Source organism: Phyllobacterium sp., from assembly GCF_037994425.1.
Classification (GTDB): Bacteria; Pseudomonadota; Alphaproteobacteria; order Rhizobiales; family Rhizobiaceae; genus Phyllobacterium.
Genome location: NZ_JBBNAM010000450.1, coordinates 1 through 26,873, shown reverse-complemented (window position 1 = coordinate 26,873; position 26,873 = coordinate 1). Strand labels below are relative to the sequence as shown.

At 57.7% G+C, this 26,873-nt stretch carries 29 protein-coding genes, 1 tRNA gene and 3 pseudogenes; 26 read left to right on the top strand and 7 right to left on the bottom strand.

Going from position 1 to position 26,873, the window contains the following annotated elements; translation table 11 throughout:
• From AAAB35_RS29815 to AAAB35_RS29745, 15 genes are all read left to right on the top strand, one after another.
• Positions 1 to 426: LssY C-terminal domain-containing protein (locus AAAB35_RS29815; protein ID WP_340671958.1), on the top strand; the 426-nt coding region annotated here is incomplete at its 5' end.
• Between the two features lie 240 nt (positions 427 to 666).
• Positions 667 to 1,182: a DUF992 domain-containing protein gene (locus tag AAAB35_RS29810; protein ID WP_340671957.1), complete on the top strand. Its 516-nt coding sequence runs from the start codon at positions 667 to 669 to the stop codon at positions 1,180 to 1,182.
• A gap of 70 nt (positions 1,183 to 1,252) precedes the next feature.
• Complete coding sequence (locus AAAB35_RS29805) at positions 1,253 to 1,852, top strand: DUF922 domain-containing Zn-dependent protease (RefSeq protein ID WP_340671956.1); 600 nt, start codon at positions 1,253 to 1,255, stop codon at positions 1,850 to 1,852.
• Positions 1,853 to 2,347: 495 nt separating this feature from the next.
• Positions 2,348 to 3,544, top strand: a complete 1,197-nt coding sequence (locus AAAB35_RS29800; protein WP_340671955.1) for an integrase arm-type DNA-binding domain-containing protein — start codon at positions 2,348 to 2,350, stop codon at positions 3,542 to 3,544.
• Between the two features lie 115 nt (positions 3,545 to 3,659).
• Entirely contained in the window at positions 3,660 to 4,193 is a 534-nt protein-coding gene (locus AAAB35_RS29795; protein WP_340671954.1) for a hypothetical protein, read from the top strand.
• A gap of 119 nt (positions 4,194 to 4,312) precedes the next feature.
• Positions 4,313 to 4,603, top strand: coding sequence for a helix-turn-helix domain-containing protein (locus tag AAAB35_RS29790; RefSeq protein ID WP_340671953.1), 291 nt, complete (start codon positions 4,313 to 4,315; stop codon positions 4,601 to 4,603).
• Positions 4,600 to 4,887 carry a hypothetical protein gene (locus AAAB35_RS29785; RefSeq protein WP_340671952.1) on the top strand — a complete coding sequence of 96 codons (288 nt, stop codon included), beginning with the start codon at positions 4,600 to 4,602 and terminating at the stop codon, positions 4,885 to 4,887. Before AAAB35_RS29790 ends, AAAB35_RS29785 begins: the two co-directional genes overlap by 4 nt.
• Positions 4,887 to 5,108 (top strand): hypothetical protein, encoded by a 222-nt coding sequence (locus AAAB35_RS29780; RefSeq protein ID WP_340671951.1) that lies wholly within the window; start codon positions 4,887 to 4,889, stop codon positions 5,106 to 5,108. The genes AAAB35_RS29785 and AAAB35_RS29780 overlap by 1 nt, the downstream gene beginning before the upstream one ends.
• Positions 5,109 to 5,181: 73 nt before the next feature.
• Positions 5,182 to 5,667, top strand: a complete 486-nt coding sequence (locus AAAB35_RS29775; RefSeq protein WP_340671950.1) for a hypothetical protein — start codon at positions 5,182 to 5,184, stop codon at positions 5,665 to 5,667.
• 68 nt (positions 5,668 to 5,735) lie between these two features.
• Complete coding sequence (locus tag AAAB35_RS29770; RefSeq protein WP_340671949.1) at positions 5,736 to 6,509, top strand: bifunctional DNA primase/polymerase; 774 nt, start codon at positions 5,736 to 5,738, stop codon at positions 6,507 to 6,509.
• Positions 6,506 to 7,732, top strand: coding sequence for an AAA family ATPase (locus AAAB35_RS29765; RefSeq protein WP_340671947.1), 1,227 nt, complete (start codon positions 6,506 to 6,508; stop codon positions 7,730 to 7,732). The genes AAAB35_RS29770 and AAAB35_RS29765 overlap by 4 nt, the downstream gene beginning before the upstream one ends.
• Positions 7,733 to 7,941: 209 nt before the next feature.
• The gene (locus AAAB35_RS29760) at positions 7,942 to 8,523 is read left to right on the top strand and encodes a terminase small subunit (protein WP_340671945.1); all 582 of its coding nucleotides are present in this window, start codon (positions 7,942 to 7,944) and stop codon (positions 8,521 to 8,523) included.
• Between the two features lie 461 nt (positions 8,524 to 8,984).
• Positions 8,985 to 9,149 (top strand): hypothetical protein, encoded by a 165-nt coding sequence (locus tag AAAB35_RS29755; protein ID WP_340671943.1) that lies wholly within the window; start codon positions 8,985 to 8,987, stop codon positions 9,147 to 9,149.
• 70 nt (positions 9,150 to 9,219) lie between these two features.
• On the top strand, positions 9,220 to 9,702 hold the full coding sequence (locus tag AAAB35_RS29750) for a hypothetical protein (protein WP_340671941.1): 483 nt from the start codon (positions 9,220 to 9,222) through the stop codon (positions 9,700 to 9,702).
• 95 nt (positions 9,703 to 9,797) lie between these two features.
• Positions 9,798 to 10,460 carry a recombinase family protein gene (locus tag AAAB35_RS29745; RefSeq protein ID WP_340671939.1) on the top strand — a complete coding sequence of 221 codons (663 nt, stop codon included), beginning with the start codon at positions 9,798 to 9,800 and terminating at the stop codon, positions 10,458 to 10,460.
• 251 nt (positions 10,461 to 10,711) lie between these two features.
• Here AAAB35_RS29745 and AAAB35_RS29740 read toward each other — a convergent pair whose 3' ends face one another.
• Positions 10,712 to 11,047 carry an alpha/beta hydrolase gene (locus AAAB35_RS29740; protein ID WP_340671937.1) on the bottom strand — a complete coding sequence of 112 codons (336 nt, stop codon included), beginning with the start codon at positions 11,045 to 11,047 and terminating at the stop codon, positions 10,712 to 10,714.
• A gap of 61 nt (positions 11,048 to 11,108) precedes the next feature.
• Complete coding sequence (locus AAAB35_RS29735) at positions 11,109 to 11,465, bottom strand: alpha/beta fold hydrolase (protein ID WP_340671936.1); 357 nt, start codon at positions 11,463 to 11,465, stop codon at positions 11,109 to 11,111.
• Positions 11,466 to 12,070: 605 nt separating this feature from the next.
• Between AAAB35_RS29735 and AAAB35_RS29730 the strand changes: the two genes are divergently transcribed.
• The gene (locus tag AAAB35_RS29730) at positions 12,071 to 12,193 is read left to right on the top strand and encodes an ABC transporter (protein WP_340668760.1); all 123 of its coding nucleotides are present in this window, start codon (positions 12,071 to 12,073) and stop codon (positions 12,191 to 12,193) included.
• Positions 12,194 to 12,540: 347 nt separating this feature from the next.
• On the opposite strand, the gene AAAB35_RS29725 is transcribed toward AAAB35_RS29730, so the two are convergent.
• Together AAAB35_RS29725 and AAAB35_RS29720 are read right to left on the bottom strand one after the other, a co-directional pair.
• Complete coding sequence (locus AAAB35_RS29725; RefSeq protein WP_340671959.1) at positions 12,541 to 12,726, bottom strand: hypothetical protein; 186 nt, start codon at positions 12,724 to 12,726, stop codon at positions 12,541 to 12,543.
• Complete coding sequence (locus AAAB35_RS29720; RefSeq protein ID WP_340671935.1) at positions 12,723 to 13,886, bottom strand: DUF2092 domain-containing protein; 1,164 nt, start codon at positions 13,884 to 13,886, stop codon at positions 12,723 to 12,725. Before AAAB35_RS29720 ends, AAAB35_RS29725 begins: the two co-directional genes overlap by 4 nt.
• A 365-nt stretch (positions 13,887 to 14,251) precedes the next feature.
• On the opposite strand from AAAB35_RS29720, the gene AAAB35_RS29715 reads away from it, so the two are divergent.
• Both AAAB35_RS29715 and AAAB35_RS29710 read left to right on the top strand, forming a co-directional pair.
• Positions 14,252 to 14,782: a hypothetical protein gene (locus AAAB35_RS29715; protein ID WP_340671934.1), complete on the top strand. Its 531-nt coding sequence runs from the start codon at positions 14,252 to 14,254 to the stop codon at positions 14,780 to 14,782.
• Positions 14,783 to 14,859: 77 nt separating this feature from the next.
• Positions 14,860 to 15,039: a hypothetical protein gene (locus tag AAAB35_RS29710; RefSeq protein ID WP_340671933.1), complete on the top strand. Its 180-nt coding sequence runs from the start codon at positions 14,860 to 14,862 to the stop codon at positions 15,037 to 15,039.
• A gap of 227 nt (positions 15,040 to 15,266) precedes the next feature.
• On the opposite strand, the gene AAAB35_RS29705 is transcribed toward AAAB35_RS29710, so the two are convergent.
• Both AAAB35_RS29705 and AAAB35_RS29700 read right to left on the bottom strand, forming a co-directional pair.
• Positions 15,267 to 15,524 carry a hypothetical protein gene (locus tag AAAB35_RS29705; RefSeq protein WP_340671932.1) on the bottom strand — a complete coding sequence of 86 codons (258 nt, stop codon included), beginning with the start codon at positions 15,522 to 15,524 and terminating at the stop codon, positions 15,267 to 15,269.
• A 1,196-nt stretch (positions 15,525 to 16,720) separates the two neighbouring features.
• A pseudogene (locus AAAB35_RS29700) lies at positions 16,721 to 17,094 on the bottom strand (low affinity iron permease family protein).
• A gap of 638 nt (positions 17,095 to 17,732) precedes the next feature.
• Here AAAB35_RS29700 and AAAB35_RS29695 point away from each other — a divergent pair.
• The 5 genes and pseudogenes from AAAB35_RS29695 (at position 17,733) to AAAB35_RS29675 (ending at position 22,127) form a co-directional block, all read left to right on the top strand.
• The gene (locus AAAB35_RS29695; RefSeq protein ID WP_340671931.1) at positions 17,733 to 18,224 is read left to right on the top strand and encodes a nutrient deprivation-induced protein; all 492 of its coding nucleotides are present in this window, start codon (positions 17,733 to 17,735) and stop codon (positions 18,222 to 18,224) included.
• Positions 18,224 to 18,636, top strand: a pseudogene (locus AAAB35_RS29690) (phage holin family protein). Before AAAB35_RS29695 ends, AAAB35_RS29690 begins: the two are co-directional and overlap by 1 nt.
• Complete coding sequence (locus tag AAAB35_RS29685; RefSeq protein WP_340671930.1) at positions 18,633 to 18,851, top strand: DUF3618 domain-containing protein; 219 nt, start codon at positions 18,633 to 18,635, stop codon at positions 18,849 to 18,851. The pseudogene AAAB35_RS29690 and the gene AAAB35_RS29685 overlap by 4 nt, the downstream one beginning before the upstream one ends.
• A gap of 128 nt (positions 18,852 to 18,979) precedes the next feature.
• Positions 18,980 to 19,612: a hypothetical protein gene (locus tag AAAB35_RS29680; protein ID WP_340671929.1), complete on the top strand. Its 633-nt coding sequence runs from the start codon at positions 18,980 to 18,982 to the stop codon at positions 19,610 to 19,612.
• 384 nt (positions 19,613 to 19,996) lie between these two features.
• Positions 19,997 to 22,127: pseudogene (locus tag AAAB35_RS29675) on the top strand (adenylate/guanylate cyclase domain-containing protein).
• A gap of 217 nt (positions 22,128 to 22,344) precedes the next feature.
• On the opposite strand, the gene AAAB35_RS29670 reads toward AAAB35_RS29675, so the two are convergent.
• Positions 22,345 to 22,429 (bottom strand) — tRNA-Ser (locus AAAB35_RS29670).
• An 807-nt stretch (positions 22,430 to 23,236) separates the two neighbouring features.
• On the opposite strand from AAAB35_RS29670, the gene aspT reads away from it, so the two are divergent.
• From aspT to AAAB35_RS29655, 3 genes are all read left to right on the top strand, one after another.
• The gene (gene aspT / locus AAAB35_RS29665) at positions 23,237 to 24,931 is read left to right on the top strand and encodes an aspartate-alanine antiporter (protein ID WP_340671928.1); all 1,695 of its coding nucleotides are present in this window, start codon (positions 23,237 to 23,239) and stop codon (positions 24,929 to 24,931) included.
• 381 nt (positions 24,932 to 25,312) lie between these two features.
• Positions 25,313 to 25,594 (top strand): hypothetical protein, encoded by a 282-nt coding sequence (locus tag AAAB35_RS29660; RefSeq protein ID WP_340671927.1) that lies wholly within the window; start codon positions 25,313 to 25,315, stop codon positions 25,592 to 25,594.
• Between the two features lie 406 nt (positions 25,595 to 26,000).
• On the top strand, positions 26,001 to 26,873 hold an 873-nt coding region (locus tag AAAB35_RS29655), incomplete at its 3' end, for a porin (protein ID WP_340671926.1).

Genomic DNA, 26,873 nt, shown 5'->3' with positions numbered 1-26,873 from the left:
GTGGGTGACAGCGCACGGCACCGTCATCATGTCCGCATCTGGCAAGTGCTTCAATCGGGTGAGGAAGGGCGCCCGGTCTGGCTCGGTTCGGCGACTTTCGACCAGCATGTCGGCGTCAGCGAATATACGGGGCAGGTGACACACGACATTGCTCCGGATATCGACAATGAGCGCGATTTTTTCGCAGCGAGCCTCACTGCTGCCGGGATGGTCAACGCGATCTATGAAGTCTCCGGGGTTGGCCCGACGCTGAATGGACGCAATGGCGAAGGCAGCCGATACTTCACCGACGGCGAGATTCGCATGCTGAACCTGGTTCAGGGTGGGCAGCGGCGTAACACGCCACCCGAGACGCTACCTCCGCCGCCCTTCATACAGGCGAAGGATCAGGCATGGCACGGGGTCAAGAACATGCTGTCGCTTTGAGCGGATCAATCTCTGGTGATACCGACGCTTTGAGCGTAAAATTGCAACGTGTGATCAACACGATGCCTTCAAATTGACCGAATGAAGTATGTAGTCAGGGGTATCTTGAACGTGCACATCCACACCGGCCTTGAAAATGCGCTCCCCCGTTTGCCCCAATCGGAATCGCCCTGCAACGCGGAAGTGATCAATGGCCGGACAATGGCAAACGATGGCGTGAGTTTTTCTAAGGAGAGTAAGATGAAAAAGACCCTTTCGATGGTGTTTACCGGAGCGGTTCTGGCCTTCGTTGCAACGAATGCCGCCGATGCAGCGGACCGTGCGCGCTATAGGAGCCCCGACCTGTACGGCGGCGTCAAAATTGGCTACCTCAGCTGCACCGTCGGCGGTGGCGTGGGCTATCTCCTCGGCTCGGCCAAAGAAATCAGCTGCACCTTCCACTCCGGCCTCACCGGTGAGGGACCGGAGCAATATACAGGCGCCATCAGGAAGTTCGGTGTCGATGTCGGCTTCACCACAACGAGCAGCGTCCTTTGGGCTGTGTTTGCCCCCACCGCCGGCTATCACCGCGGCGCCCTTGCCGGCGTCTACAGCGGCGCGACGGCAGAGGCGACGATTGGCGCAGGTATAGGCACCAATGTCCTCTTTGGTGGTACGGCTGGTTCCATCCATCTCCAGCCGATAAGTGTGTCCGGTCAGATTGGACTCAACGTTGCCGCGACGGGCACATCGATGACGCTCGCTTCGACGAATTGACTTTCCAGTCGCCCCTTCCGATTGTTGGAAGGGGCGTTTTCCAGAAATTGAACATTGAGCGGGGTTTCGCGTGAACAGGATTGTCCAGCTCGCGCTTGTCATTGCCTGCCTCGCTTCGCTTCCGGCAACAGCGCATGCGGCCTGGCAAGCTGTGGAACAAGTCGAGACCTACGCCATCACGGGCAGGTCGGGCGCCGAGCTCTATGATTCCATCGGAGCGCGCGGGCCCGAAGTCGGCGGCAAGGTTCGCACGATCGCCCATACCAATTTCAAGCTGACCTGGCGGCGGAAGTACGAAAACCAGGGTACCGCATGCACCCTGGTATCAGCACAGCCAAAACTCATCATAACCTACACGCTCCCAAAACCAGCCGAGCAGCTTCCGCCGCCCGTCCGCGCGAGTTGGGAGACATTCATCGGTGGCTTGAAGGCCCATGAGCGGGTACACGGCGATACGATCAAGGATTTGGTGAGGGCGATCGAGGCGGCTACCGTGGGACTGTCGGTGCCCGACGATCCCAAATGCCAGAAGATCAGGGCCGAGATGACCAAACGCCTTTCGGAACTCTCGCAGGCGCAGCGGCAGAAAAGCCGCGACTTCGACAAGGATGAACTCAGCGATGGCGGCAATGTTCACCAGCTCATCCTGAAGCTGGTGAACGGACCTTAGTTGCGCGTGATCCAGCTTGGGATTTAGGGTCGGTCCGATCGTACCTCGCCCAAAGGGATGCCCTGACGCAATTTTGCCGGCGTGATATTCTCCCATCGATCAAAGTATTGATCGGGGGATTCACGAATGAAAGCCTTTGTCTTGACGCTTGCAGCGATCACGCTCGTTGGCTGCACGCGAAAAAAATCGAACCACCCTATATTACGCCGCAATCGTCGATCTACGGCGCACCGAAGGTGACTTTGACTAGCCGGTGTGTGACTGCCGTCAAAAGCCATGCAAAGGCGTTGGCCTGCAGAAGAATGTGATTGCAGCGGGTTTGGAATTGGCGGAGGGAACATCCGCCGAAGTTCGAATGTCACAAGGTGACATACAGTGCCCAAGCTGCGTAAAAATCCTTTATATATAAGCAATTTTCCATTTCCAACTCGCCACGCACTGACGTATATTGCCTTCCAATGACACCATAAAGGTGCAATGAAAGGTGCAAGTGAAATGGCGCGTGCCACCAACAAGCTCTCTGCTCAGGGGGTTAAGTTCGAAACAACTCCGGGACGCCACAGCGACGGCGACGGCCTTTACCTTCAGGTCGAGCCGGGTGGGTCGAAGTCATGGGTCTTCATGTGGAAGCGTGGTGGTAAACGCACGGCGATGGGGCTGGGTCGTTATCCCGATACAGGCCTCGCAGAGGCACGCGATAAGGCGGAAGCGGCGCGCAAGAACCTCGGCGCCGGACGTGATCCCCTGCTGCATGCGCGCAAGGAGGTGGAGCGCGAGGAGGCCGAGCCGACATTCGCAGGGGCCGCTGAGGCCTTCCTCGACGAGGAAAGGAAGTCCTCTTGGAAGAACGCCAAGCACCGAGCCCAATGGGAGATGACCCTCGGCGACGCTTATTGCAAACATCTCAGGCCAATGAAGGTTTCGGCAATCGATACTGAGAATATATTGCGGGTTTTGAAGCCCGTCTGGGCAGCGAAGCCCGAGACAGCGTCGCGCCTTCGCGGTCGTATCGAGCGCGTACTCAGCTTCGCCAAGATGCGTGGCTGGCGATCGGGCGAGAACCCGGCGATGTGGCGCGGTCATCTCGATGCGATCCTCCCGAAGCCTGAGAAGTTGAAGCGGCGCGGCCATCATCGTGCGATGGCCTTCGCGGACGTTCCAGCCTTCGTCGCCCGGCTGCGCGAAGCTGACGCCATGGCGGCACGGGCACTCGAGTTCCTGATTTTGACGGCAGGTCGATCCGGCGAGGTGTTGGGTGCGACGTGGGGCGAGATCGACCTTGAGCGCGAAGTTTGGACTGTTCCTGCCGCGCGCATGAAGTCTGGCAGGGTTCATCAAGTACCACTTTCGCGGCGTGCCGTCGCGATACTGGGGGAACTACACGAACGACGCCGAAACAATTACGTTTTTCCCGGCCAACGCAAGGATCGTCCGCTGTCAGGCTCATCGATGGAAATGCTGTTGCGCAGGCTCAAAGTTAAGCCATTGGCAACGGTACACGGCTTTCGTAGCGGCTTCAGAGATTGGTGTGGCGATGTATCGACGTTTCCACGTGAGATTGCCGAGGCAGCACTCGCTCACACCCTGCAGGGTGTTGAGGCGGCCTACCGACGGGCCTCCGCGCTTGAGAAGCGCCGCAATATGATGAGCGAGTGGGCCGACTTCCTCGCCAGCGATGGCAAGGGCAAGTAGATACCGCTTGCCGACCCAGGAGGCAGTAAATATTGGCGTAGGGATAGATGCATCGACAAGTCGGAATGCACCGCCGATTTCCCCGCCTTTCACACGGTGCGCGTGTTGCAGACGCATGGCTAAAAAGTCGCCGAACAAGCCGCACTGGGTGCTGTCGCCGTCGCCGACTGAACCCTTGTCGGTGCGAGCCGCGAAGGGTGCCGAGAAACGGCGTGCCGCTGAAAGGAACGGGCGTGTTCTCATAGCGAGAGCCGCTCTCGGCGACAAGATTGGCGTCAAAGCTCGGATCGTATGGATGCTGTGGCGTTCCGGCGATCTTGAACAGATGGCGGCGGCGAAGCTGTTGGTGCGATATTTCAAGACCAATCAGTTCGCGAAACCGGCGGTATCGAAACCGAAGCCCGTGGTCAGATGCTTAATCTTGACAGGTCACGGGCGCGAGGAGGCGCGAGTGCCACGCGGCGAGATCGCTGTCAATGTCTTCATTCTGCTCGAACCGGGTCCAGGTACATTCCGCAAGCGCAAATTGGGAAAGGCGATCAAGGATACGGCCTTGATCTTTGGCATAACGGAGAAACAGGTGCGCGACTGTTTCAACGAACATCGTGACAAATTGCTTACGTGGGGTCGCCTGATCACATGGTCATGACGAAAAGGAGCGTTGGCTACGGCTTCGAAATCGTCATGAAAACTGGCAAATAGTTGTTTTGCAAAGCGATTTCGATCGTGTTGTCATAGGCTGACTGTTTCTTTCAAGGAGTGTCAGCCATGAACGCCACTGGAGGGGTCGAACCTAATGATCCTATCGTGGAACTGCTTTCGAGGTTGCCCGACAAACGGCTTACCTATTCGATCAAAGAGGTGGCCGGCATGACCGGCCTGAGCCAGAGAACGGTCTTGCGGCGCATCGCCGACGGCAGTCTTCCGGTGGTCCGCAGCCAGGGCAGGACACTGATCCCGAAGCAAATCAACCAGGAGGCAGGCGGGGTCGGCGGTACGAAACTTTCTGAGGCCATCAAGCGCGGGAAGCTCAGGACGAGGAAGGGACGTGTGTCATGAGCGCCCCCTTCACTGGCCTGTCCGTTCGAGAGATCCTTCGGGAATTGTGCGAGCGACTTGAAGACCTTTGCGACCAGCAAGTGTCTGACGATCTCAAAAGGGCTGTCAGGATCGTCGAGGAACCTGCGCTTGAAAACCCTCGTCTGGAAGCGGCGCGACCTTTGCTGCAACAGGCGCTCGAACCGGACGGCCAATTTCTGGACCAGGCCGAACCCGCGAGAGCCGCGCAGCTAACTAACCGTGCCTCAGCATTAGGAATTCAAATGCCCTTGAGGAGGATGTGATGGCCACAAGTGCGCCCCGATTTTCCCAGATTTTGCTGGTCGCTCTGACCTCACCCTATGCCGGTGAGCGCCTCAACGCGCTCGATCGGGTAGCGGTGATGTTGCACGAATCGGGACACGATCCATACTGGCTTGTGGAACGCCTGCCTTCATTGGACGACCCCTTTGCCGAGCTAGCCCGCCAGAGATTCGAGCGGTGGGAGAAGGAGTGGTTCACCTAGGCGACTGCATCTGCACCGAACACCCTGACCCGAGACTAGAAAAGAGCTTCGCCCATGTTGGGCAAGGCGCGCGATGCTTTTCGCGCTCACGGTGCCGTATGTTTTCGAACAAGACGCGGCCTTAACTAAAGAGGAAAATGACATGGCGACCATGAACGACTTTTATCCCAGTAAGTACCTATCCGCTTCCGATTTGAAAGGCAAAAAGATCACCGTCACGATCGATCACGTCCAAGGCGAGGACTTCGACGACCACGGCCGCGTTGTGAAGAAGCCCGTCGTCTACTTCAAGAAAGCTGATAAGGGCCTGGTCTGTAACAAGACCAACTTCGCGGCGATCGTACTAATCACGGGCAAGCCCAATAGCGACGACTGGACCGGCGCTTGCATTACTCTCGTCCCGACGATGGTTTCATTTAACGGCAAGATGACGGAGGCTATCCGTGTCGAAAAGCCGGAGGAGCGGGGAGACGGTGTCCGAATAGCCGCCCCAGTTCCGCCGAGCTCAGCGCCGCCCCCTGCTGTCGCTATCGACCTGGACGACGAAATCCCATTTTAAGAGGACATGAATCGGCGGAGTCAAACTTCCGCCGGTTCGATCCGCTTTCAAATCAAAGGTTCTAGAAAATGCCTTCGCGTTTGCATCGCGCAGCATTGGCCTATGCGGCAAGAGGTATCCCGGTATTCCCCTGTCAACCGAGGGGAAAGGAACCGGCTACAACTCGCGGCTTGCTTGCGGCGACCACCGACGCCGCAGCAATCGAGAGCTGGTGGCAATCTGCACCGGATTTAAACATAGGAATTGCGACGGGTGCCCCGTCTGGGGTCTGGGTTCTGGATATCGACAACGAGGAGGGGGAAGCAAGCCTGCGCAATCTGGAGGCCACGCACGGCCCACTCCCTGCCACCATTGAAGTCATCACTGGTCGGGGCAGACACCTCTATTTTCGGTTGGGTGAACACAGTCTGCGCAACAGCGTCGGGAGGATCGGCAGTGGTATCGATGTGCGGGGCGATGGCGGATATGTGCTGGCTCCGCCCAGCGTACATCCCACCACCCGCCTGTACACGTGGTCCGTGGATAGTGCCGAAAGCTTCTCGGATGCACCCGACTGGCTGTGCCGGCTGGCCGAAGCCGCCGAAACCGACGGTAAGGGCAGGTCACTGGAGGGCTGGCACCGCACATTGACAGAACCAATTCATGAAGGAAGCCGGAACGTCACTCTCGCCAGCCTGGCGGGAAAGTTGCTCTGCCACGACGTCAACCTGATCGTCGTGATTGACATTCTGCATTGCGTCAACATAGCAAGATGCGTCCCATTGCTGGCAGCTCAGGATGTTGATCGTATCGCCGTGTCAGTCGCGAGAACACACCTGACGCGCCGGGGCGACCGTACATGAGCGGAGATTTAGATCCCGAGGTATTAGAACTGTCCGAACTGTTGGCGACGGCAAAAGGTCCGCCTCCCAGCCTTGAGGAATGGGATGCGGGTGAAGACCAGGAGCCGATCCCGCCTCGGCAGTGGCTACTCGGAAATGTCATCTGCCGGCGCTTCGTGAGCTCGCTGCTGGCCGATGGTGGCACCGGAAAGACCGCGCTGCGGGTCGCACAGGCGCTCGCTCTTGCGACCGGGAGAAATCTCACGGGTGAAAATGTGTTCCAGCGCTGTCGCGTACTTCTCGTTTCGCTCGAAGATGACCGAGACGAGCTTCGTCGCCGCGTACGAGCTGCCCAACTTCACCACGGAATTGCGCATGAAGACATCCAAGGCTGGCTGTTTCTATCGGCTCCGGGCGGAAAGGCCGGAAAGCTTATGACTCTGGATGGCAGGGGGCGGCCCACCGTCGGAGGCCTTGTCGAGGCGCTGCAACAGAGCATTGAGCGCAATGGCATAGATGTCCTTTGTCTCGATCCTTTCGTCAAAACACACGCACTCTCCGAAAACGACAACAATCAGATGGATTTAGTGATCGAGTCTCTAGCCAGCTTGGCTATGGAGAAAAATATAGCCGTCGATATTCCCCATCATACGGCAAAAGGAGCGATCGGCCCCGGCAATGCTGATCGTGGTCGTGGCGCCAGTGCAATCAAGGATGGGGCGCGCCTTGTCTACACGCTGACGACCATGAGTGAGGATGAGGCTGACAGGTTCGGTATTCCTCACGCCGATCGGCGGCTTTACCTTCGGACCGACAGCGGCAAGGTGAATATCACACCGCCGGCGGCTACTGCGAAGTGGTTCAAGTTGGTCGGCGTTACGCTTGGCAACGGCGATGAACGCTATCCATCCGGCGACGATGTGCAGACGGTTGAGCCGTGGAACCCACCTGACACATGGGACGGGTTGACCGACGATCTGGTGAACCGAATACTCACCGCGATACAGGGAGGCACGCCCGACGGAGATCGCTATTCCGATGCAGCTGCGGCGACGACGCGGGCAGCATGGAAGGTGGTTCAGAGCCATCTGCCGTCCAAAACGAAAGAGCAATGTCGCGAAATGATCTCAACATGGATCAGAAATGGCCTGCTCGTCAGGAAGGTATACCATAGTGCCATCGACAGAAAGGATCGCGAAGGGCTTTACCTCGACGAGGCAAAGCGACCGGGATGGGTTTCCTGAGCAATGCTGAGCTTGTGCGCCATCGAAAAAAGTTAATGGCGCATGGATGGCGCAAGATCAGTCTGCGCTTTTGGTAAGGTGCCCTAAGGAGATTCAATGGCGCATTTGCATGCGCCAATTGAATCCCCCAATGGCGCACCGATGGCGCGCTGGACCAAACTGCCGGCTATCACTCTGGCGCTCATCGGTGAGGCGTTGTATTTTTGCTCATGCCAACGCTGTCAAATCCAAAATGGGAGGCGTTCGCCCGGGCTGTGGTTCAAGGGCGACCGGCTTCCCACGCTTACGCTCGGGCATACAAAGTCTCTGGCAACGCAGCCGAAGTGAACGGTTGTAAATTACTAAGAAATACTAAGGTGGCCAATAGGGTGGCGGAATTGAAGAGTAAGGCAGCAACACGAACCGAAAAAACCGTTGCCTCGCTGGTCGCGGAACTTGACGACGTCATTGTTTTCGCCCGACAATGCCATAATCCGTCCGCCATGATCGCTGCAATCGCACAGCAGAGCCGGCTGCTCGGACTTGAAGCTCCACGGCAACTTGAGATCGCCCACAAGCCGGCGCCATTGCCGACACGGACGCTTGAGTTATCCGTGGAAGAATGGACGGCGCAGTTCTCCACGCCGCTCCGGCTCCCCGAGCCCAGCAGACCTCCAACGCTTCTCAAGCACACCCGCGCGGAAAAACACCCTAAGGCTCCTGTTGTCGAGCAAATCATCGTACGACCGCCCGAGCTGACGGAGACGCCAATATGGGTACCTGGTGAGATTTGCCTCGATGACGAACTCTAACACAGCGACAAGCCCCTATCCGATTACTCGGGCTCGGCTTATCTCCGAGTTAAGAGAAATAGCCACCGAAGCGGAGAAACATGGCGATCTGGCTGCGGCCGATGAGGCACTTGACCTAGCATGGCGCATTGCTGTGGCCGAGTTGGAGAACCGCACCCTTCACTGACACCGTCGTTTTTTACTGGTAGCGGCGGTGGGGCCGTCGTCCGATAGGTCGTCTCGCCGACTCCACTTTGCCCGGACTGTCGCATGTTTGGGGATCCTGGGTACGAGCATGCCATTTGTTGCGAGAACACCAGATCCTAATGAGAGAAATCCGTGGCTCGTGGCCAATGCATTTCGGCTATACGAACTCGGAGATTAAGTTCGATTTTCTCGTAGCACGGTTCTCTCAACCGTAGATACAACTAGGCTCTCACTGGTCGATGGGTCGAGGCGAAGCTGGATTAACTTCAGTCGGGTTGCTACTGGGCCATGACAAGGCCAGTCTCCGCGCCGGTCGTCGCATCCACCGGCCCAAGAGCTACAAGTCCGACGAGTTCTGGTTCAACAACGGCTTTCCGATACAGGTCGTGCTGCTTCTCGTCTGGCTTGCCATCATTTTTCACGGACTGGATTGGTCATGACCGATGGGCCGAGCGGCGGATTGTTGGTTCAGGAATGATGGCGCACAATGCGCGCTACGGGAGAATTCCAATGACCAAGGCAATCATCGCCGCGCTGGCGCTCGCCCTTCTCATGGCGCAAGCATCGGCGCAGTCCCGCACGTTCTACGACAACGCTGGCCGCGTCACCGGGCGCTCGACCACCGACAGCGCAGGCTCGACCACCTTCTACGGCGCGGACGGCAGGATCACAGGCCGTGCGGCGACCAGCGGCAACACTACAACGCTCTATGACAACGCCGGCAGGACCACTGGACGCTCAACCACCGATAACAGCGGCTCAACCACCTACTATGGCGCGGACGGCACGGTCAGAGGCCGCGCGGCAACCAGCGGCAACAGCACGACGAACTATGACAACGCCGGCCGCGTCACTGGCCGCGAGACGACGACCGGGCAACAGCACGACGATCTACGATCCAACGGGGCGCAACATCGGGCGGATCACGACGCCTTCCGGAAAATAGACTCCATTCCTCGGTCTCTTTTGGGTGTGCTGCAAGTGAACCACTAAAAAAATACGGTTTCTCTGGTATCAAAATTAATATTGACTATTTAAATGATACCACTGTATATTTGATACCTAAATGGTACCCAACGGAGATTTCCATGCTGATCCGCGCCTACCTTCGCGCTTCCACCGATGAACAGGACGCCAACAGGGCGCGCGCCGCGCTCAAAGCCTTTGCCGATACGCGCGACTTGCGCATTGGCGGTTACTACGTCGAGAACGAGAGCGGTGCATCCCTGGCGCGGCCGCAGCTCTTTCGCCTGCTTGCCGATAGCGAGCCTGGTGATGTGCTCCTGACCGAGCAGGTCGACCGCCTGTCGCGCCTGACCGCCGACGATTGGGAAAGGCTGAAAGCGGAGATTGCCGCGCGCAAGCTGCGGATTGTCGCGCTCGATCTGCCGACATCGTGGACATTGGCGGCGGCGACGGCCGACGATTTCCAGGGCCGCGTGTTCGAGGCGATAAACGCCATGATGCTCGATGTTCTCGCGGCCGTGGCGCGCAAGGATTACGAGGATCGCCGCCGCCGCCAGAATGAGGGGATCGCCAAGGCGAAGGCGTCGGGGCTCTACAGGGGCAGGCGCGAGGACGTGAAGCGCAACGCCGCGATCATGGATGCGCTGCGCAAGGGTCAATCGTGGCAGGCGATCATCGATGCAACGGGCGTCGGCCGCGCGACGGTTGCCCGCCTGGCGCGTCGCGTGAAGGACGAGGTCCGTGTTGCGACCTTCAACGGACAACGCTCAAGGAGGAGTGAATGATAGCGCGGTTAGAAAAACAGGGGTGGGCTGTGTTCAGCTACGTGGTTGTGGCCGGACCGTTGACGAGGCGGCCTGCCAGTTTCATGCCCTCTGCGAGGGACTTGCTGCCATCGAGGTGCGGGGGCTGCTTCCTGGACAGAGGAGCGGCTCTGGCGCGACGCCCTCGTCGCTGATCGAGCGACTCCGCCCACCGAGAGCGCAGTAGCCGCTACCTCGCGAAGACCATGCCTAATCAGCTCGACGGTCGGGCTTTAGCCCGCCTGTCGGCCTAGGAAGGCCAGCGTCTTTGCGTTAAACTCCGCGACGTTTTCGTAAATCGGCGCATGGGAGCAGTCTTCGAACACAATCAGTTCGCTATTGGCGATGCCCCTCTCAATCGTGTTCGCGAACCGGGCTCCGGTGACGAGATCGTAGCGGCCAAAGGTGATCTGGGTAGGCGCCTTGATCTTCGCGAGCTGAGCCGCGGCATCGTGGGCGATGACCGCCTCTGATTGTTGCAGGAAGGCGGCAAGCGGCGGGGCCGGTCGGCCGCGCACGAAAGACGCAAGTTGCGCGATATGCTCGGGCTTTGAGGCATACGCTGCCAAGGCCCTTGGCCATCGTCTGCCAGCCTTGGACTACAACCTTGAGATAGGAGTCGGATTTCGGCTATGCGCTGTGGAGCGATAGCGATTTCACCCGCGCGGGATGTTTGGCGGCAAGCCACATGCCAATAGCCGCCCCCAACGATAGCCCGGCAACGTGGACGCGATCCCACCCAATGGCGGCAATGAAGGCAGCAATATCATCTGCAAAAAGTTCGGTCGAATAGGCCCCAGCCGGCTTGTCGCTTTCGCCAGCACCGCGCGGGTCGAGTGAGATGCAGGTGAACTGCTTGGCATAGTCCTCGACCTGAAAGGCATAGCATGCATTGTCGGCAGCAAGGTAGGGGATCAGCAGTAGCGGCTCGCCGGTGCCCTGCTGCTCATAGTTGATGGTTATGTTGTTGGCCTTGATTTTCGGCATGGCGTCTCCTCCCTTTTGGGAACCGCATAGCGCGGGCCGAGGGGGCGGGGCTTGGCGTGAGCTATCGCTACCGACGCCCCCGAGCCGCAGCAGTCATTGTCGCACGACTCTCTGCTGCCGGCGAGCGCTCATTATTCCGGAGTAGAATGAGATCGGCGGCGGCATTGTCGCGCCGTGAGATGCCAGTTGATGAGGATGTTACCCTCCGTACCGCACGATCCCCAGCCGTTTGCGAAATCGGCAACGCGGATGGAGCGAGGCGCGAGCCCGAACCGGGCTTGTAGCCTGCTGCGATTTCCGTCACGTCTCGCACGGGGTGCATCCGTCGCCAAATGAGGACGCCCTTTATCCTACGAGCAACTCTATTGGGGAATTGGGGACACCGGTGTTGATTGTTTAGTGGTCTCCGGTTTGCGCGTGTGTCGGCTCGCCGTCCTTTGGGCGGGGGCTTTGCTGATTCTAGCCATGACCCGGCCTGTTAATCCTGAGTGTGGTAAATCGGACACTACCTGTGTGTTTCCTGCACCTGGTCCTAGTGTTCACTATTGTTTGTGGGTAGCGTGCCGTTGTTGGCCTACTCGCCGTTCTGGAAAAAGGATTTGCGGATGAAGAGAATTCTAGTCGCCGTAGTCGCTGTACTAGCGGTTGCCAGTTTAAGTGCCTGCGGGTCAATCGGAAAAGGGAAGGCTCCGCCGCCTGAGCCGGCTCCTGCTGTAATTACCAAATAGCTGACCCTCGTTCCGTATGGGGAAGGCGTCGCATGATTCCTTCCCCATCTGGCATGTGATTCGGACTAAGCCGGATAATAAGATATAAGCGGTCATTCAATTGTTGTTGCTCCGGCCCAGAAGCAACCGTTATGACGGCCCTGATTGGAATGGAACCGCATACCCGTTGATTGGCATCCCGACGAGGCGGTTCCAGTGGAGGCATGATGCGATTCCGCACAAATCAGAAGGCCGACAAGTTCCGATTTATATTCCCCGAAGGGAATGGCTAATCGACAAGATCCGCGGCGAGGGTCGCTGAATTTGCATCCTTGCCAGCAGAGACAAGGGGATAGGAAACTGCGTTCTCAGCGGCGGGCGGAGCGGCGCGCCACCCCCGCAACACTGACCGGGGTCAGCGGCCGACCAACGACGGCATTTGCTGTCGAGATGAAAGCGGGTCCTTGGACGAACAAATGCTCGCCCAATTCGGTCATGCCATTCATGATGATCAAAGTGCCTACCATCACCGCAATTCGCTTGGATACAGTCATTGCTTGTCTCCCATTGTGAAGTTCGAGGGGAGTTCACTCATATTATCTTGCAAGGCTTTTAAATCGATCTTCTCGGCGTTCGACGTGTTGTGTAGTGCGAAATCATCCTTGGCGACCTCGTCACCCGTCTTCCAGTTGCTGATCTCGACGCCGTATTGTGGCCCGTCAGCGACCTGCCTCGACGTCACGACATATTTGCATGGGTAGGGCTTTTCTCCTTGCGCAATCCAGATCTGCAAATCAACCTCGTCTTTTCGGAATGCGAGAAAATCGCATTCGGCACCGTTGATCACTCCACTACCAAGATCTTTCGAGTCATACACATCTTGCATCAACTCATCATAGGAATTGGACATCAACAGATCGGCGGCAGGGAGGGGCCTGTCATATTTATTCTTCAGCTCGTCAATAAGGTGTTCGATCGTGCCTGGAACTTCAACCTGCGTGTACTTGTTGGCGTTCTTTCCCAGCAAGGTTAGGGTTTTTCCATCGAATAAGGTTTCGACCTCCACGAACCCGCCTTGGCGTGTAGCCCGGATCTTGTCGGGACGGTTGAGGGTCACCGCACCGGAACTTGCAAGCGCAAGCTTCTGACTGTCATTGGTTACCACCTCAAGTGCAGCGTTGTAGTCAAATGATATTGCTTTCTGCGCTGCTTGATAATCTGACATTGCCTTGAGCAACCGCTTTGCCTCCGCCGAGTCGGTGAACCGAATAAGCTCGACCCGGCGATTTAGAGCTCGCCCCTCGGGCGTGTTGTTGGGCGCAACGGGTCGATTTTCGCCAGCGCCAGCCGTAGCAAGCCTCTGCTCGTCAATGCCACGTTCGACCAGTCCCGCCTTGATGGCATTGGCGCGCGCGAGCGACAGAGCCTCGTTGGGCTGAGGATCACTCGTGGCATCGGTATGGCCAACGATTCTTAGGTGCCATTCCGGAAAATTCTTGAGCGTAGTGGCAATGTCGTCGAGAAGAGTTTTCGCCCCAGCGGGGATTGTCGATTGATCACTTTCGAAACGCAAGCCATAAAGATCGAAGCGTTCCTTCGTCTTCAACGCCTGCTCCATGGCTCCAATTTTGTATTGCTTGGCCAGATCATCTGCCGTCTGCGCCCGGGCCGGAATGCTTAGCGCGGAAACGCCGACCGTCAGAGTGATAGCCACTAGCGCAGCACTCGCGGCGCCAATAACATATCTGCTGGCAATCAGAGCGCCGTTGCGGCCTCCACTCCACGAACCCTTTGATGTATTCAGCGCGTCTGTTCTCTGGCGAGCCGGCATATGACTGAGAAGGTGATAGATATTCATCTTGTTTACTCGCTTTTGAGCCAGCCGCTGAAATATCGGGACGGTTGATGGACACGATTTAACACCCTACTCCCCGCCGAGGGTCGCCACAATGTAACGGGCGTCCCAAATGTACGCATGAGAGCCCAAGTGTGGCGGTGGCGAGTGAATGTCTGTTGAATTAGATTAGCTGTCTGGTTGTGAGACCTCATTGGCATAATACAGGATGGGCGCGCCGTCATTTGCTCAGCAACTTGCTGGACGGCGAATGCGGAGCAATACGATTATCGGAGGATATCGAGAGCAATGGCGAAGCGATGCTGCGCCACGCTTGCGCCCACGGCCTTGAAGGCATGATCGCCAAAAACAAGGATGCTCTGTACCGTTCAGGGCGCACCGGCGACTGGCTGAAAATCAGGTGCGTCAACAGTGAGAGTTTTGCTGTGATCGGTTATGAGGAGTCGCAGAAGGTGCGTGGTTCTCTTGCCAGTCTACTTTTGGCAGGGCGCAGGGGTGGGAAGCTGGTCTATGTTGGCAATGTCGGCACAGGCTTCTCTGCCAAAATGGCGCGGGACCTTCGCGTGCAACTTGACGGAATGCGCACTGAAAACCCTGCCGTCCCCATCAAGGGGAAGAACCTCGTGTTTGCAGAACCGACACTTGTGGCAGAGGTCAATTTTAGTACATGGACCCATGACGGCCATTTGCGCCACCCATCTTTTAAGGGATTGCGCGATGCGGCTGATAACGCTGAAATACTCGATCTCGATTAGTGTGCGAAGTTCTCGATTATAAATTTGAAGTTCGGTTTAAAGTACGTGCTCTGAGGCAGTCCGTAGCTAGGAATTTGATGACAGACGAGGATTATCAAAAGGACGCTGCTCGCAAGGCCAAGAATGCAGAGAAGATGCGCCGGTGGCGCGAGAGTAACCCGCTTTCACCCGAGAAGAAGGCTGAGGAAGCCGAGCGTGCTCGACAATGGCGCATGGCAAACCCGGAGCGATACAGGGAACAACAGAATACATGGTAAGCCAATAAGCGTGAGAGGGTTAAGGCAACGAACCGTGCGAGGGCAGAACGGCGGAGGAAGGCCTCGGGGCGAGACCCCGCGGCTGTCAATTCGGATGAATAGCATGACCTTGGGACGTCTACATCCCATGCGCGTTCGCCAAATGACCAAGAAACGACACCAAAAGCACGGGCGTCCACCATCGTTAAGCTTAGATGACAATTCACCTGTGCTGATAGCGCTCTACTTCAATACTTGATGTCGCGGCCCGTCTTACGTGCGTCCTGCTTGGTCGCTCGCTTGTCCTGACGGCATCCTGCATTGTTTTTCTGATCGGCGGCGCGACAATCCTGCTTGGTTTGTCGTGCATCAGGCCGCGCTTGCTGTTTGGTGTCACGCGCTTGCTGGCGTTGCTGCGACTGGTCCGTTGCCCAAGATATTCCCGGCAAACTTAAAAGAGATATCGCAATTACCGAAGCGGTGAACAAAGACTTCAATTTAGGCATTTTAGTTTCCTTCTCCAAAGGCTTTTGAGAGCGAAACTAACGCACAAGAAATGCCCAGCCCGCACGATGGCTGTGGACTCAAGCGGGCTGGGCACCCAGTCGTGAACACGACTAACGTTATACGCTCGGCGTAAAGATTTGGTTCCAAAAAGGCCCGCTGCCGTGAGGTCTGCAACAGCGGGCTTATTTTGGGGCAATCATGGAAAAGGACGCCTTTTCCGGTCACCACGGTACACTGGGTTAGGGGGATGACCAAGCGATAACAGCATCCTCACCAGCAGACAATGAGAAAATGTCGAGACGACTAATATCTGTAAGCCGTGAATAAGCCTTGGCGCGATGGAGCGGGTCAATTTCATCAGACCGGTTGGGCATCACGGGTCTAGCGCTACGGGTCGATATGAGAAATCCGGCCGGGGTTGTCTCAATCGGCGGGTCAAAAACGCCCGACAGTTCATGATATCGCCCCGGGTGTTCCTTACACGCCACAAGGCGTTCCTGATAGGCCGCTGCCGAGGCCATGGCATCCTCGTCGCGAAGTCCCTCGTCGAAGAGGTCATGACCCGTCGCGCAAGACGGTCGGCATTTTCATACGATTTCGGACAGCGCTGCAATTGCTTCGACCGCCTTGGTACGGGCGCGCTCCATTTCTGGGCGGACGGGACGGTGGATTGGGGGCCACCGCCCACGGACCCCAAGGTTGAATTATAGAGAGCAGGGTCCCGCTGACGGGGTCGCCAGCGACCTGACCCGAGCAGCAAATTGGTCCTCGAACTCATGGCCCAACATACCGCTGCAGCAAGAAAATTTGAAAAAGAAGTTCAGGGGGCCCGCGCGATTGCGGTGACTCGTCCATCGCAAATAGGAGGTATGCGCGTTTGAAGACAGATGACCCTGCATTAAACAGCTTTTTAACGGCCAATCGAACCGCCCGCTTTGGGAATCAGCGTGATGTCGGACGATTAATCTAGATGCGACTATCGAACATCTCAGCCAGCGAAGATCCAGAAGTCGAACTCATGCCCACCGCAAGTTGATGAGCCGCCAGCCTGGGATGGCATGACGAGCCGCGGCCAGCTGACGTTGATGCTCTATATTTGGATTTTCTCGAAGCCGAACTCGCCATCAGACGCAACCGCAACAAAAACCGATTATGTATTAGCCGCTGGCATACCGGCCAGCATGTTTTTTTAAGGTTAGCGCGATGCTTCTAAACCTGTCTCGCCTTTCTCAAGCAGCAGTAGGCTTTCTGGCCTTTTTTTATTCAATTCCGCGTCAGATTTTTTGGCTGCTGCTTCACATCGATCGCGAATCTCGCAGATTTCCTTATCCGAAAGTTGTTCGATGCCAATGAAGGAATTGAGGGCATCACTTGTTCGCAAAAGCTCGTCGAGCTTGGCCTGAATTGCCACACCATCGCGGTTCTGCGCGTTCTGAATGAGGAAGACCATAAGAAAAGTAATAATGGTGGTGCTGGTGTTTATGATCAACTGCCACGCCTCGGAGAAGTCGAAGAAGGGCCGCTTGTCGCCCAAGCCAAAACAAGAACTAGACAAGCCGTGAATGTGATTGGCTTGCCACACTTATCGGCGACCCACGTGGCAGTTTTATTAAACCATTTTTTCCAAGATGGTTCACTCCCTCCGTTTCAAACGGGACTGCAACGGCCCGCTGAGAATTTGGTTCCGGCCAACCTTAAGGTTATTGACGGGTCCGTGGCCGCGAAGCCGCGAAAACGCCCCCGGCTCCGAGCTGTGTTTCTTAGCCGACGTAGGATCAGGGATCGACAGTTCTTACGCGACCTTGGCTCTGTTGGATATATGCGCCGCAGCCTCTGCCATTTGGGAGATCTTAGAAGCCTTCCTGGGAACCTGACTGCCTCAATTCGCCACGCTCTGCCTTTGCCGCCGAAGCGCGAGCTGCAGGTGTCTCCGACACGTTAGGCCAAACCTCGATGATGTTCCGACTGCGTACAGCATTGGACTCTCGGCGCTTTGATTGTGCTCACTTGAGCAGGAAGGGACTGCCAGGTCGGTCCGTAGAAGCAAAATACACTCAAGGCCTGGGGAACAAAAAAGGCGGGTCGCGGTTCGATATACACTCATTAACTTCCAACGCAGGGCGTTGGCTTGAACTTTGGAGACCATCGATGCAGGACCAATCCAACAACCCCATTAAAACGCCCCCGCCACATGAGGCGGCACTGATTTGCTATCCGGTACCATCGAGACGAAACCGAGCTTTGAGGAGCTCAAGCGCAAAGCCGCCGACGACATTGGCACTGTAAAAGAAAAGGCGAAGGCGCAGGTCCGCGACGTAGCCGACAAGGCTGAAGAGGTCGCGTCGAAGCAAAAAAATATCGCGGCCCGCTACGCAGCTTCCTTGGGCTCTGCGTTGGAGAAGGTCGGCTCCGAAATGCAGGGTGCCGATGATGCAGTCGTCGGCAAATATGCCAAGGAGCTGGGTTCTACGATCCAATCCTTCGCCAAAGACGTGGAGGATCGCCAACTCAGCGATGTTTCCGGGATGGCCGAAGATTTCGGCCGAAAGCAGCCGCTAGCGTTTTTGGGCATGGCTGCGCTTGCCGGCCTGGCGGCCAGTCGTTTCCTTACTGCGTCGGCCCAAAAGCGTTCCACATCGGCGGCACCCGCGGACATGAGGGCGGAGACCTCCGCTGCCAATAGCGGAGGGCAAGGCTGATGGCTGACACCAATCAAAATAAACCGCTTCCGGAGTTGATAGGAAGTCTTCTCACTGACGTGACTGGATTGGTCCGCAAGGAACTCGCGCTTGCCAAGACCGAAGCGTCCGAAAGCCTCACCCGCGCCCTCGGCGGCATCGAGACGCTGGGTATTGGCCTCGTTTTGGCCATCGGCGCTATCGGCGTCTCGTTAGGCGCCGTGGGCTAACAGTGCTGTTGATTTCGCTAGGTTTCACCGAGATCGGCGCGAATGCCCTGGCCGCCCTTATCGTTGGCCTGGTCGTAGGTATTATCGCCTGGGCAATGATCTCCAAGGGAATTGCGGCGCTTCGCGCGAACAACTGGAAACTCGAACGCACCGCGGCCTCCATTGGTCGGGACGCCGAGGTGGTTAAGGAGAAAGCATCATGACATTGACTTCCGGACAACAAAGCGCCGCCGAGATCCAACGCGACATCGATGAGGATCGCCGGCGAATTGAAGAGCGCATCGACGTCATTCAAGACCGTATCTCCCCCGGCCAGTTGATCGACGAAGTGCTCGGTTACGTCAAGAACAGCGGTGGGGGCGAATATGCAGCCAAGCTCGGTGTCGCGGTCAAAACAATCCAATTCCACTCGCTCTGATGGGCGTAAGCCTGGCTTGGATGATGGCAGGTACAAGTACAGTAAGTTCTGCCCCATTCAGAAAACCTGCAGAAAAAGACAGATCGAGGCAATATCCGCTCGCTACCATAAGCGGCGATATTCGGCGAATGGACCGCTCGACCGGCGATGATGATTATACCCATTTCATTGACGATGCCGGCTCTCGCTTTCGAGCCATGACCGACAGCGCCGGCAAACGAGCAGGGCCCTTTCTGGATGAAGCAGGCAGAACCTATCGCCGTTTTGCAGATGCCGCTGGCAACCGCATTGCCGATATCAAGGATCAAGCCGGGGCAATATGGGATGATGCAGCGAATTGGTTGTCAGACACCTGGCAGCAGGTGAGCGACGCTGCAGTGAGCGCCACGGATACTGCGGGCGCTAAGGCTCGTTCGATTGGCGACTCTTCCACTTCCGCGAGTGCAAGCCTTCGAGATCAGACAGCAAGGCTGAATGAAACGATCCTAACGCACTTCCGCGACCAGCCTCTGGTTGGCGGCGCGCTTGCTTTTGCAGTCGGTGCGGCGATCGGAGCGGCCCTGCCTCATACGGAGGCGGAAGACGCGATCGTCGGCGAAGCAGCACAGAGCGTGCGAGATAGTGCGCTGGAAAAGGCAGAAGAAATCCTGGACAAGGGAAAAGCGGGCGCATCAGAAATTTTTGAGCAGGCCGTAGGCGTCGTGGACGAAGTTTACGATGCAGCAAGCGATCGCATCAAGGATTCCGTAAAACCGGGCTAAGACGATTGGGGTTTGCGAGGAGGAGATCGCGGACTCATAGACGTCCGCGATCTCTTAATTGAACGCTCGACGAGACATCCCGGCTGTGCGCGTATCGAACCTTGCGCAAACCGCGTTCAAACGTACCTGTTACTCGCGAAACGGGCGGAGATTCCCAGCCAAATGGCACAACGGTGCCGAAACAGCCTGAGGCAAATGCTACACTCGAGGAACGCTTCGATGACCTCGGCGTCCGTTGCCACGGCTGCTTCGATGATTGCCTTTTTAATTGCCGGATCGCGCGAATCCAGTAGCATCTGTCGACCGTTCGCAGCTGAATCTAGGAGTAGGAGCAACCTTGCATATCGAAGCCCGGCAGTTCGCGTTATCAGTTAGAGTTGATTCATGTCTTCTACCAACGTAACTGGCTCATCCCGCCCCGTGCGTTGGGGCTTGGCCGCAAAGCTGTTTACCACCCTCGTGCTGCTGGGCGCGGTCACGGTCCTGGTCACCGGGGTGCTCGGTTACTTCGGCGCCCGCGACGCCCTCGAAAAGGCAGTCTTCGACCAGCTCACGGCCGCCCGTCAGACCAAAACGCGCCAGGTCGAAGACTATTTCCGTACGATCGATGGCGAGTTACGCCTTCTTGCCACCTCCAAGATGGTGGTCGACGCCACGCGCGAGTTCCGGATCGCAGTTGACCAGCTCGACCGGGCAGGCACGTCACCCGAATTGCGTCAGAAGGTCGGCAATTGGTACGCCGAGAACTTCATCCCCGGAATTACGCATGTTCTAGGCAAGGAGCCGGCTTTGGCCGACTACCTGCCAGTCGGCGCCGCTCCCTATTATCTGCATATCACTATATCGTCGCCAATCCGCATCCGAATGACCGACGCAAGCTTATTGACGATCCTGGCGACGGCAGCGACTACAGTCGGCTGCACGCCTTGTATCATCCCCTGATGCGCGCCGCAGCCGCAACGCTCGGTTTTTTCGACATGATGGTGGCCGACCCCAAATCAGGTCGCCTGATCTATACGGTGGAGAAGGAGGTGGATTTCACCGCGTCCCTCCAAGTCGGTCCCTATCGCAGCTCCAACGTCGCCGCCGCCGTCGCCCGCTGCGCCCTGACCCCTGACCGGTCGGCTGTGTGCCTAGAGGATTTCGCGCCTTACGGCCCGTCGCTCGGCGCCCCAATTGCCTTCATGGCAGCGCCGGTGATCGACCGGGGCATCGTTATCGGCGTGCTCGTCGTGCAATTGTCGAATGAGGAGATCGACAACGTCGTCACCGGCGGTCGCCGCTGGCGACAGGAAGGGTTTAGCGACACGGGTGAGGCCTATCTCGTCGGACCCGATTACCTGGTCCGCTCTGGCCCGCGGGCGTTCTATGAGAATCGTGAGAACTACTTCGCCGAACTCAAGTCCGTCGGCGCCGCGGAGGAGGAGATCGCCACGATTAGGCGTTACGGGACGCGGTTTCTGCATCAGCGCATCGACACCAAGGCCACCCAGGCTGCGCTCGCCGGCGTCGAGGGCACGGGCGAGATTGTCGGCTACCCCGGCGTCCGACGCTAGCTTCGTGGGGACCACTCGCCATTCCTGGCGTCAAGTGGGGGTTGGTCGCCAAGATCGACAGCGCTGAGGCCTTCGCGCCAATCGACCAACTGCGACAGGATTTGCTGGTCGTCGGGGGACTGGCGTTGCTAGTGGTGGCAGCCACCGCTGCTTGGCTTTCGCGCGCGCTGCTTGGACCGCTGCGCGAGCTCACTGCTGGGGTGGAACGCTTCGCTGCCGGCGACTACGGTTCCAGCGTGCCGGTCCGAACGCGCGACGAGATTGGCCAGCTCTGCTCAGCCTTCAATGGCATGGTTGAGGACCTGCGCGAAAAGAATGTTGTGATCGAGAACAAGAATCGCGAGAACGAGCAACTGCTGTTGAACGTCCTGCCGGCACCGATCGCCAATCGGCTGCGCGGTGGCGAGGAGGGGATCGCCGACGGATTCGCGGAGGTCACTGTGGCCTTCGCTGACCTGGTCGGCTTCACCGAGTTGACGTCGGAAATGCCGCCGCACGGGGTGGTGACGTTGCTCAATGAGCTCTTTACGCGCTTCGACGCTGCCGCCCACGATCTCGGCATCGAGAAGATCAAGACGGTGGGCGACGCCTACATGGCGGTCTGTGGCCTGCCCGAGCCGGTCGCCAACCACGCCGAGCGCATGGTGCGCATGGCCATCCGCATGGTGCACATAACCCGCGAGCACGGCATGGAACCCAACGCTTCGATGAAGCTCAGGGTCGGCATCAACACCGGCCCTGTCGTAGCTGGTGTCATTGGGACGAGTAAGTACATCTACGACTTATGGGGCGAGACGGTGAACCTCGCGAGCCGGATGGAATCGGGGGGAATCCCCGATTCCATTCAGGTGACGCGCTCGGTCTACGACAAGCTCAAAGGCCAGTTCGCCTTCGAGCCGCGCGGCGCTATTGAAGTCAAGGGCAAGGGGAAGGTAGAGGCCTGGCTCTTGAGATTGTAGGGTCGTGGGGGGCCTTCATGGCCGCTCTGAAGCCCAAGCTCCATTCGAATTACTCGCCCGAACCAGACCCGCTCATGAATGCCGTGGCAAATGAAGGAGGTTTGTGCCGATGGCCTTGGCGAGTGTCGCGGTGTGTAGTTTCTCATACTGTCGCTTGTATTCGGCGGAGAACTCGCCGAAGGGGCTTCTACAGTGTGATGAGCGTAATTCTAAGTGTTGGAGGAAAGGGGTTGGATTCGAACCCACGGTACAGTTCCCGCACGGCAGTTTTCAAGACTGCTGCCTTAAACCACTCGGCCACCCAGCCTGCTATAGATTATCATGGGTACGAATCGCCCACGACAGCTGCCCATATTGTGCCTTGCGACCGTCCAACCGGCGACGCGTTCATATTATATCTCGCTGAAAGAACAATCCGCCATATCGCGGCTACCAGCAACTGGCCCCGCCAGCATCGGCGTTCAACACGGTGCGACAAAGCCATACGGATTGCCTCTGTCGTCGTGGCGCTGCCGTGTAAATCTGTCCCATAGTGCCTCTCTCCAAACAATGCACCACCAAAACAAGGGATCAAACAATTAGGGCGTAAACTCTTAAACGGGCTTCCCGAATCGACTGTCTTACGGCGAGGACTCGCTCGCGGTCCTGCAAAATCCGCTGTACGACGTTGCTGCCGTTTATGGCGGCGAATTCGAGCAAGTCGATCTGGACGCGTCGATTCGCTTTGCCCGCAACGAGAGAAGTGACACGGAGATTCTGTCCGGGTCGATTTCGGGACTGCACAATCCCGGCAGGCTTGGCCTCAAGCTTGCAGCTGGCCGCGAATATATGATAGCGTCCAAGGTCGCTATAGCCACCTAAAGCTCGGCTATCAGCACCAGTTCTTCTACATCGGGTCGACGGCTTTCTCTGTCGAATACTACTTCGGAAACGATACCGCCGCAGCCGGCTCCGACAGCGTATCGGTGGGGCGTTCAGAGTATTGACGACTACAATTTGCAGCTGTGGGCGCTGTTGCGCGACCACCACTATGAAGACCACAATGGCGACTAAGACGATGGGCTCATGTTCGGCTCTGCGGCACAGAGAGAACCGGGTGGGAGATTGTGATGCTAGCTTGGTTGGAGCAATTCCTCGTCCGCTATCCGGAGCTCGCGCTATTCCTAGTGATCGCCGGGGGGTACTGGATAGGCAGCTTCAAGGTCGGAATGTTCAGTCTCGGCCCCGTCACCGGTGCTCTTTTCGCCGGCCTATTCGTCGGGCAGTTCGCGCACGTGCCCGTTTCGGGCATGACTAAGTCTTTCCTGTTCCTGCTATTTCTTTTTGGGATAGGCTACTCGGTTGGTCCGCAGTTCATGCAGGCGCTGAAGCGTGACGGGCTAGGGCCAATATTGCTGGCCGTCGTTGTCGCCATCACTGGCCTCACAGCTTCGATCCTCGTTGCGAAAGTACTGCAGTTGGATCCAGGGTTTGCCGCGGGACTTATGTCGGGTGCTATGACGCAGAGCGCCGCGATGGGAACGGCCACGGATGCGATCAACGCATTGCCTTTGCCGGAGGCAGACCGCGCATTGTTCGTCGCGCACATCGCTGTGGCGGACGCGGTCTGCTACATCTTCGGCTATGCTGGCGTCATTTTATTCTGCACCGTAATCGCCCCGGCTCTCCTGAAGGTCGACCTCAGGACGGAAGCGCTAGAGCTTGAGCAGGCGTTAGGAATGAAGCGAGCGACGCCAGGCCTCGCATCCGCCTGGCGGAAGTTCGAGCTGCGCGCCTATCGATTGGCCGAAAACTCCCCTCTTGCCGGTCTAGCCGTGCCCGCTGCCGAGGCGCGTGTGCCCGAACACAGGCTGTTCATCCAAAGGCTTCGCCAAGGTGAGCGCATCTTCGAAGCTGCGTCTGACACGACGCTTCGAGCCGGCGACGTGATCGCGATCTCCGGTCCGCGTGAGGCGATGGTCGAACTGGTCGGACCTCGCGCCGACGAGATCGAAGACAGGGAGCTTCTGGACCTGCCGGTCCTGGCTGCGGATGTCCTCGTCATGAGTCCGAAAGTTGGGGACAGGACTCTTGCCGACCTATCGGCAGAAGAATGGACGCGTGGGTTGTACCTGCGGGCGGTCAACCGCGGCGGTCAGGAACTCCCGATCGCGGGCAATTTAGCCCTCCAGCGCGGCGACCAACTGCGTTTGGTCGGCCCGGAGCCGGTAGTGCAGAAAGCCGCTGCCACAATCGGCGCCATCATCGCCCCGAACCCCACTATCGATTTCATCGTGCTAGGCTTGGCGATCTTTCTCGGGGGTGTCGTCGGTGTACTGCTGACTTTTTCGGTCGGCGGCATCAAAATTTCGCTAAGTACCAGCGTGGGTACTTTGCTCGCCGGACTTCTGGTCGGCCATTTGCGGACTCGGTACCCGCTGTTCGGGCGGATTCCTGATGGCGCCATAGCTCTCATGACATCTCTTGGACTTGCAGCTTTCGTCGGGCTGACCGGAATCCACGCCGGGCCGATTTTTCTATCGGCTCTCAAGGAGGCGGGCTTCGGGTTGCTGCTCGGGGGCATTGTGGTGACCTTGGCGCCACAGATCGTTGGACTGGCGTTCGGCCATTTCGCCTTGCGCATGAATCCGATTCTGATGCTTGGAGCGTTGACAGGGGCGCAGACGGTGACCGCAGCGATGGCTGCCATTCAGGAGCGATCCGGAAGTCCAGTAGCGGTGCTTGGCTACACGCCAGCATACCCCATCGCAAACATCCTTTTGACAACTTGGGGCACGATCATGGTCGCCGTGATCGCTAGCTGAACTGGCCCTACTTTGGCGGAATGGTTTTAGGCGTTCGGAAGCGAATTCGACAGAGCGGACATCGCTCGGGGATTGTCGGGGATAGAAGCGCGTTAGGCGGACCGACCGTGTCTTTGCTTTTTTCCGCTTTGCCTTGGGCAGGCGCTGATGTGCCAATCTTCGTGATCAGCGCGTGTCGATGGAGCCTTCCATGGCGGATGTCACTCCTACGACCTAACCCGGCTCCCGTCCGAATACGGAGACCGTCTTGAATGTTCGAAAATCCTCATACGGCCCGCAATGTCGGAGAAGGTTGCCAGATTGCGAATCCATCAATTTGTTTATTTCTGAAGCCATTTGGTGGGGCAGAATAAATGAACGCGAGGACAGGAGATTTTAGCAATGTCCGGCTCCAAATTTTACCCGGATCAGCTGCGCTTCATGACGTGGCTCAATGCTGTCGACGCGGCGCTTGCCACCGCCAAAAACGATGCTGACCTTCAGGCAATCTGGTTGCTCTGGCTCGATCCCTTGCTGGAGTCCGACAGCGATACCGGCGTGATGTGCGCGGCGATGAAGCGACGGCATCTGCGGCGCTTTGAGCAGGTGAATACGCGACGCCCGGCGCGCAAGCGGTTCGCGTCCGGCATACTGGCAAGTCGCCGCTGGTCAACCCCGAACTGACTGCAACTTGCGCGCGGATTTGCGCATGGGCCAAACCAAGCCGGTTAAGCGCAAGCGTTGCGACACGCGATCCCATCATTACAGACGATATCCATGCAAATATGCTGTTTTCGCCCTATCAGCGATTGACTACGCCATCCGCGGTTTGATCAGGTTCGGCGGTAACCAGATCGATAGTGCGCAGAGTTCGAGGTCAATCGCCAATCTCACACTGGTGCTGTGAGCAAACCCTCGACGACTCCTTTGAAAGCGGAACGGAAGTGGGATACCGAGCGGGGTGTGGCGGAGCGGCCACACTATGCATTTTTTGCGCGATGTTATGTTTCCCGACACCTGCCGAGGGTAAGCTGCAAGAATCGCTGAAGCACTCATACCGCTCGGCCGACACACTGAATAGGGGACCCGCATGGCTATTCGAACATTTCTTTGCATCTCGGCAGCGGCCATATTCGCGGCATCGGCAGCCCAGGCCGCCGATGCCGTGGTTGTCGCCGAACCGGAGCCGACCGAGTATGTCCGGGTCTGCGATGCCTACGGAGCCGGATTCTTCTATATTCCGGGCACCGAGACATGCCTCAAGGTCAATGGCTATCTGCGCTTCGAGTTTGCCGGCGGGGATAATGTGTTTACGGGCGGCCCCGTTGGCGCTGGTGGAAATGATACCTGGCGTGTCCGGACCCGCGCCGAAGTCCGTTTTGACGCGCGTTCCGATACAGAACTTGGCACGCTGCGGTCGTTCATTGACACGCGTTTCCAGAATACGAACAGCGACGACGCCGGAGGCACGCTGCATCAGGCGTTTATCGAGCTTGGCGGTTTCCAGATCGGTGTCAACGATGTCCTCTTCGGCTCCTGGCTCGGATATGCGGGCACGATCATCCAGGACGACGTGATCCAGTACGGGTCCGACAGTATCTCCAGCAATCAGATCAGCTATACCTTCAAGGGCGGCAACGGATTTTCCGCCGTCATCGCCGCCGAACAGGGCATGGTATTCAACGGTTATGACTACGTCATCGACGATTACATGCCGCATGTCCTTGCCGGCGCTAAATATCAACAGGGATGGGGCCAGATTGGCGCTGTCATCGGTTATGATTCGGTGCAGGATGCCGTCGGCGTCAAGGCGCGCCTCGACCTGAGTCTGACGGATTCAATATCGGCCTGGATCATGGCAGGCTATCAATCCGACTATGATTCAGATTCCTTCATCACCAACGAGAACAAAAACTGGTACGGTTACTGGGAAGGCGACTGGGCCGGCTGGGGCGGCTTTGCC

Excerpts from the sequence above, each read along its gene's own strand:
- AAAB35_RS29810 (WP_340671957.1), top strand. The coding sequence starts at position 667 with ATGAAAAAGACCCTTTCGATGGTGTTTACCGGAGCGGTTCTGGCCTTC.
- AAAB35_RS29800 (WP_340671955.1), top strand. The coding sequence starts at position 2,348 with ATGGCGCGTGCCACCAACAAGCTCTCTGCTCAGGGGGTTAAGTTCGAA.
- AAAB35_RS29795 (WP_340671954.1), top strand. The coding sequence starts at position 3,660 with ATGGCTAAAAAGTCGCCGAACAAGCCGCACTGGGTGCTGTCGCCGTCG.
- AAAB35_RS29790 (WP_340671953.1), top strand. The coding sequence starts at position 4,313 with ATGAACGCCACTGGAGGGGTCGAACCTAATGATCCTATCGTGGAACTG.
- AAAB35_RS29785 (WP_340671952.1), top strand. The coding sequence starts at position 4,600 with ATGAGCGCCCCCTTCACTGGCCTGTCCGTTCGAGAGATCCTTCGGGAA.
- AAAB35_RS29780 (WP_340671951.1), top strand. The coding sequence starts at position 4,887 with ATGGCCACAAGTGCGCCCCGATTTTCCCAGATTTTGCTGGTCGCTCTG.
- AAAB35_RS29775 (WP_340671950.1), top strand. The coding sequence starts at position 5,182 with ATGCTTTTCGCGCTCACGGTGCCGTATGTTTTCGAACAAGACGCGGCC.
- AAAB35_RS29770 (WP_340671949.1), top strand. The coding sequence starts at position 5,736 with ATGCCTTCGCGTTTGCATCGCGCAGCATTGGCCTATGCGGCAAGAGGT.
- AAAB35_RS29765 (WP_340671947.1), top strand. The coding sequence starts at position 6,506 with ATGAGCGGAGATTTAGATCCCGAGGTATTAGAACTGTCCGAACTGTTG.
- AAAB35_RS29760 (WP_340671945.1), top strand. The coding sequence starts at position 7,942 with ATGCCAACGCTGTCAAATCCAAAATGGGAGGCGTTCGCCCGGGCTGTG.
- AAAB35_RS29750 (WP_340671941.1), top strand. The coding sequence starts at position 9,220 with ATGACCAAGGCAATCATCGCCGCGCTGGCGCTCGCCCTTCTCATGGCG.
- AAAB35_RS29745 (WP_340671939.1), top strand. The coding sequence starts at position 9,798 with ATGCTGATCCGCGCCTACCTTCGCGCTTCCACCGATGAACAGGACGCC.
- AAAB35_RS29735 (WP_340671936.1), bottom strand. The coding sequence starts at position 11,465 with ATGCCGAAAATCAAGGCCAACAACATAACCATCAACTATGAGCAGCAG.
- AAAB35_RS29730 (WP_340668760.1), top strand. The coding sequence starts at position 12,071 with ATGAAGAGAATTCTAGTCGCCGTAGTCGCTGTACTAGCGGTTGCCAGT.
- AAAB35_RS29725 (WP_340671959.1), bottom strand. The coding sequence starts at position 12,726 with ATGACTGTATCCAAGCGAATTGCGGTGATGGTAGGCACTTTGATCATC.
- AAAB35_RS29710 (WP_340671933.1), top strand. The coding sequence starts at position 14,860 with ATGACAGACGAGGATTATCAAAAGGACGCTGCTCGCAAGGCCAAGAAT.
- AAAB35_RS29705 (WP_340671932.1), bottom strand. The coding sequence starts at position 15,524 with ATGCCTAAATTGAAGTCTTTGTTCACCGCTTCGGTAATTGCGATATCT.
- AAAB35_RS29685 (WP_340671930.1), top strand. The coding sequence starts at position 18,633 with ATGACATTGACTTCCGGACAACAAAGCGCCGCCGAGATCCAACGCGAC.
- AAAB35_RS29680 (WP_340671929.1), top strand. The coding sequence starts at position 18,980 with ATGGACCGCTCGACCGGCGATGATGATTATACCCATTTCATTGACGAT.
- aspT (WP_340671928.1), top strand. The coding sequence starts at position 23,237 with ATGCTAGCTTGGTTGGAGCAATTCCTCGTCCGCTATCCGGAGCTCGCG.
- AAAB35_RS29660 (WP_340671927.1), top strand. The coding sequence starts at position 25,313 with ATGTCCGGCTCCAAATTTTACCCGGATCAGCTGCGCTTCATGACGTGG.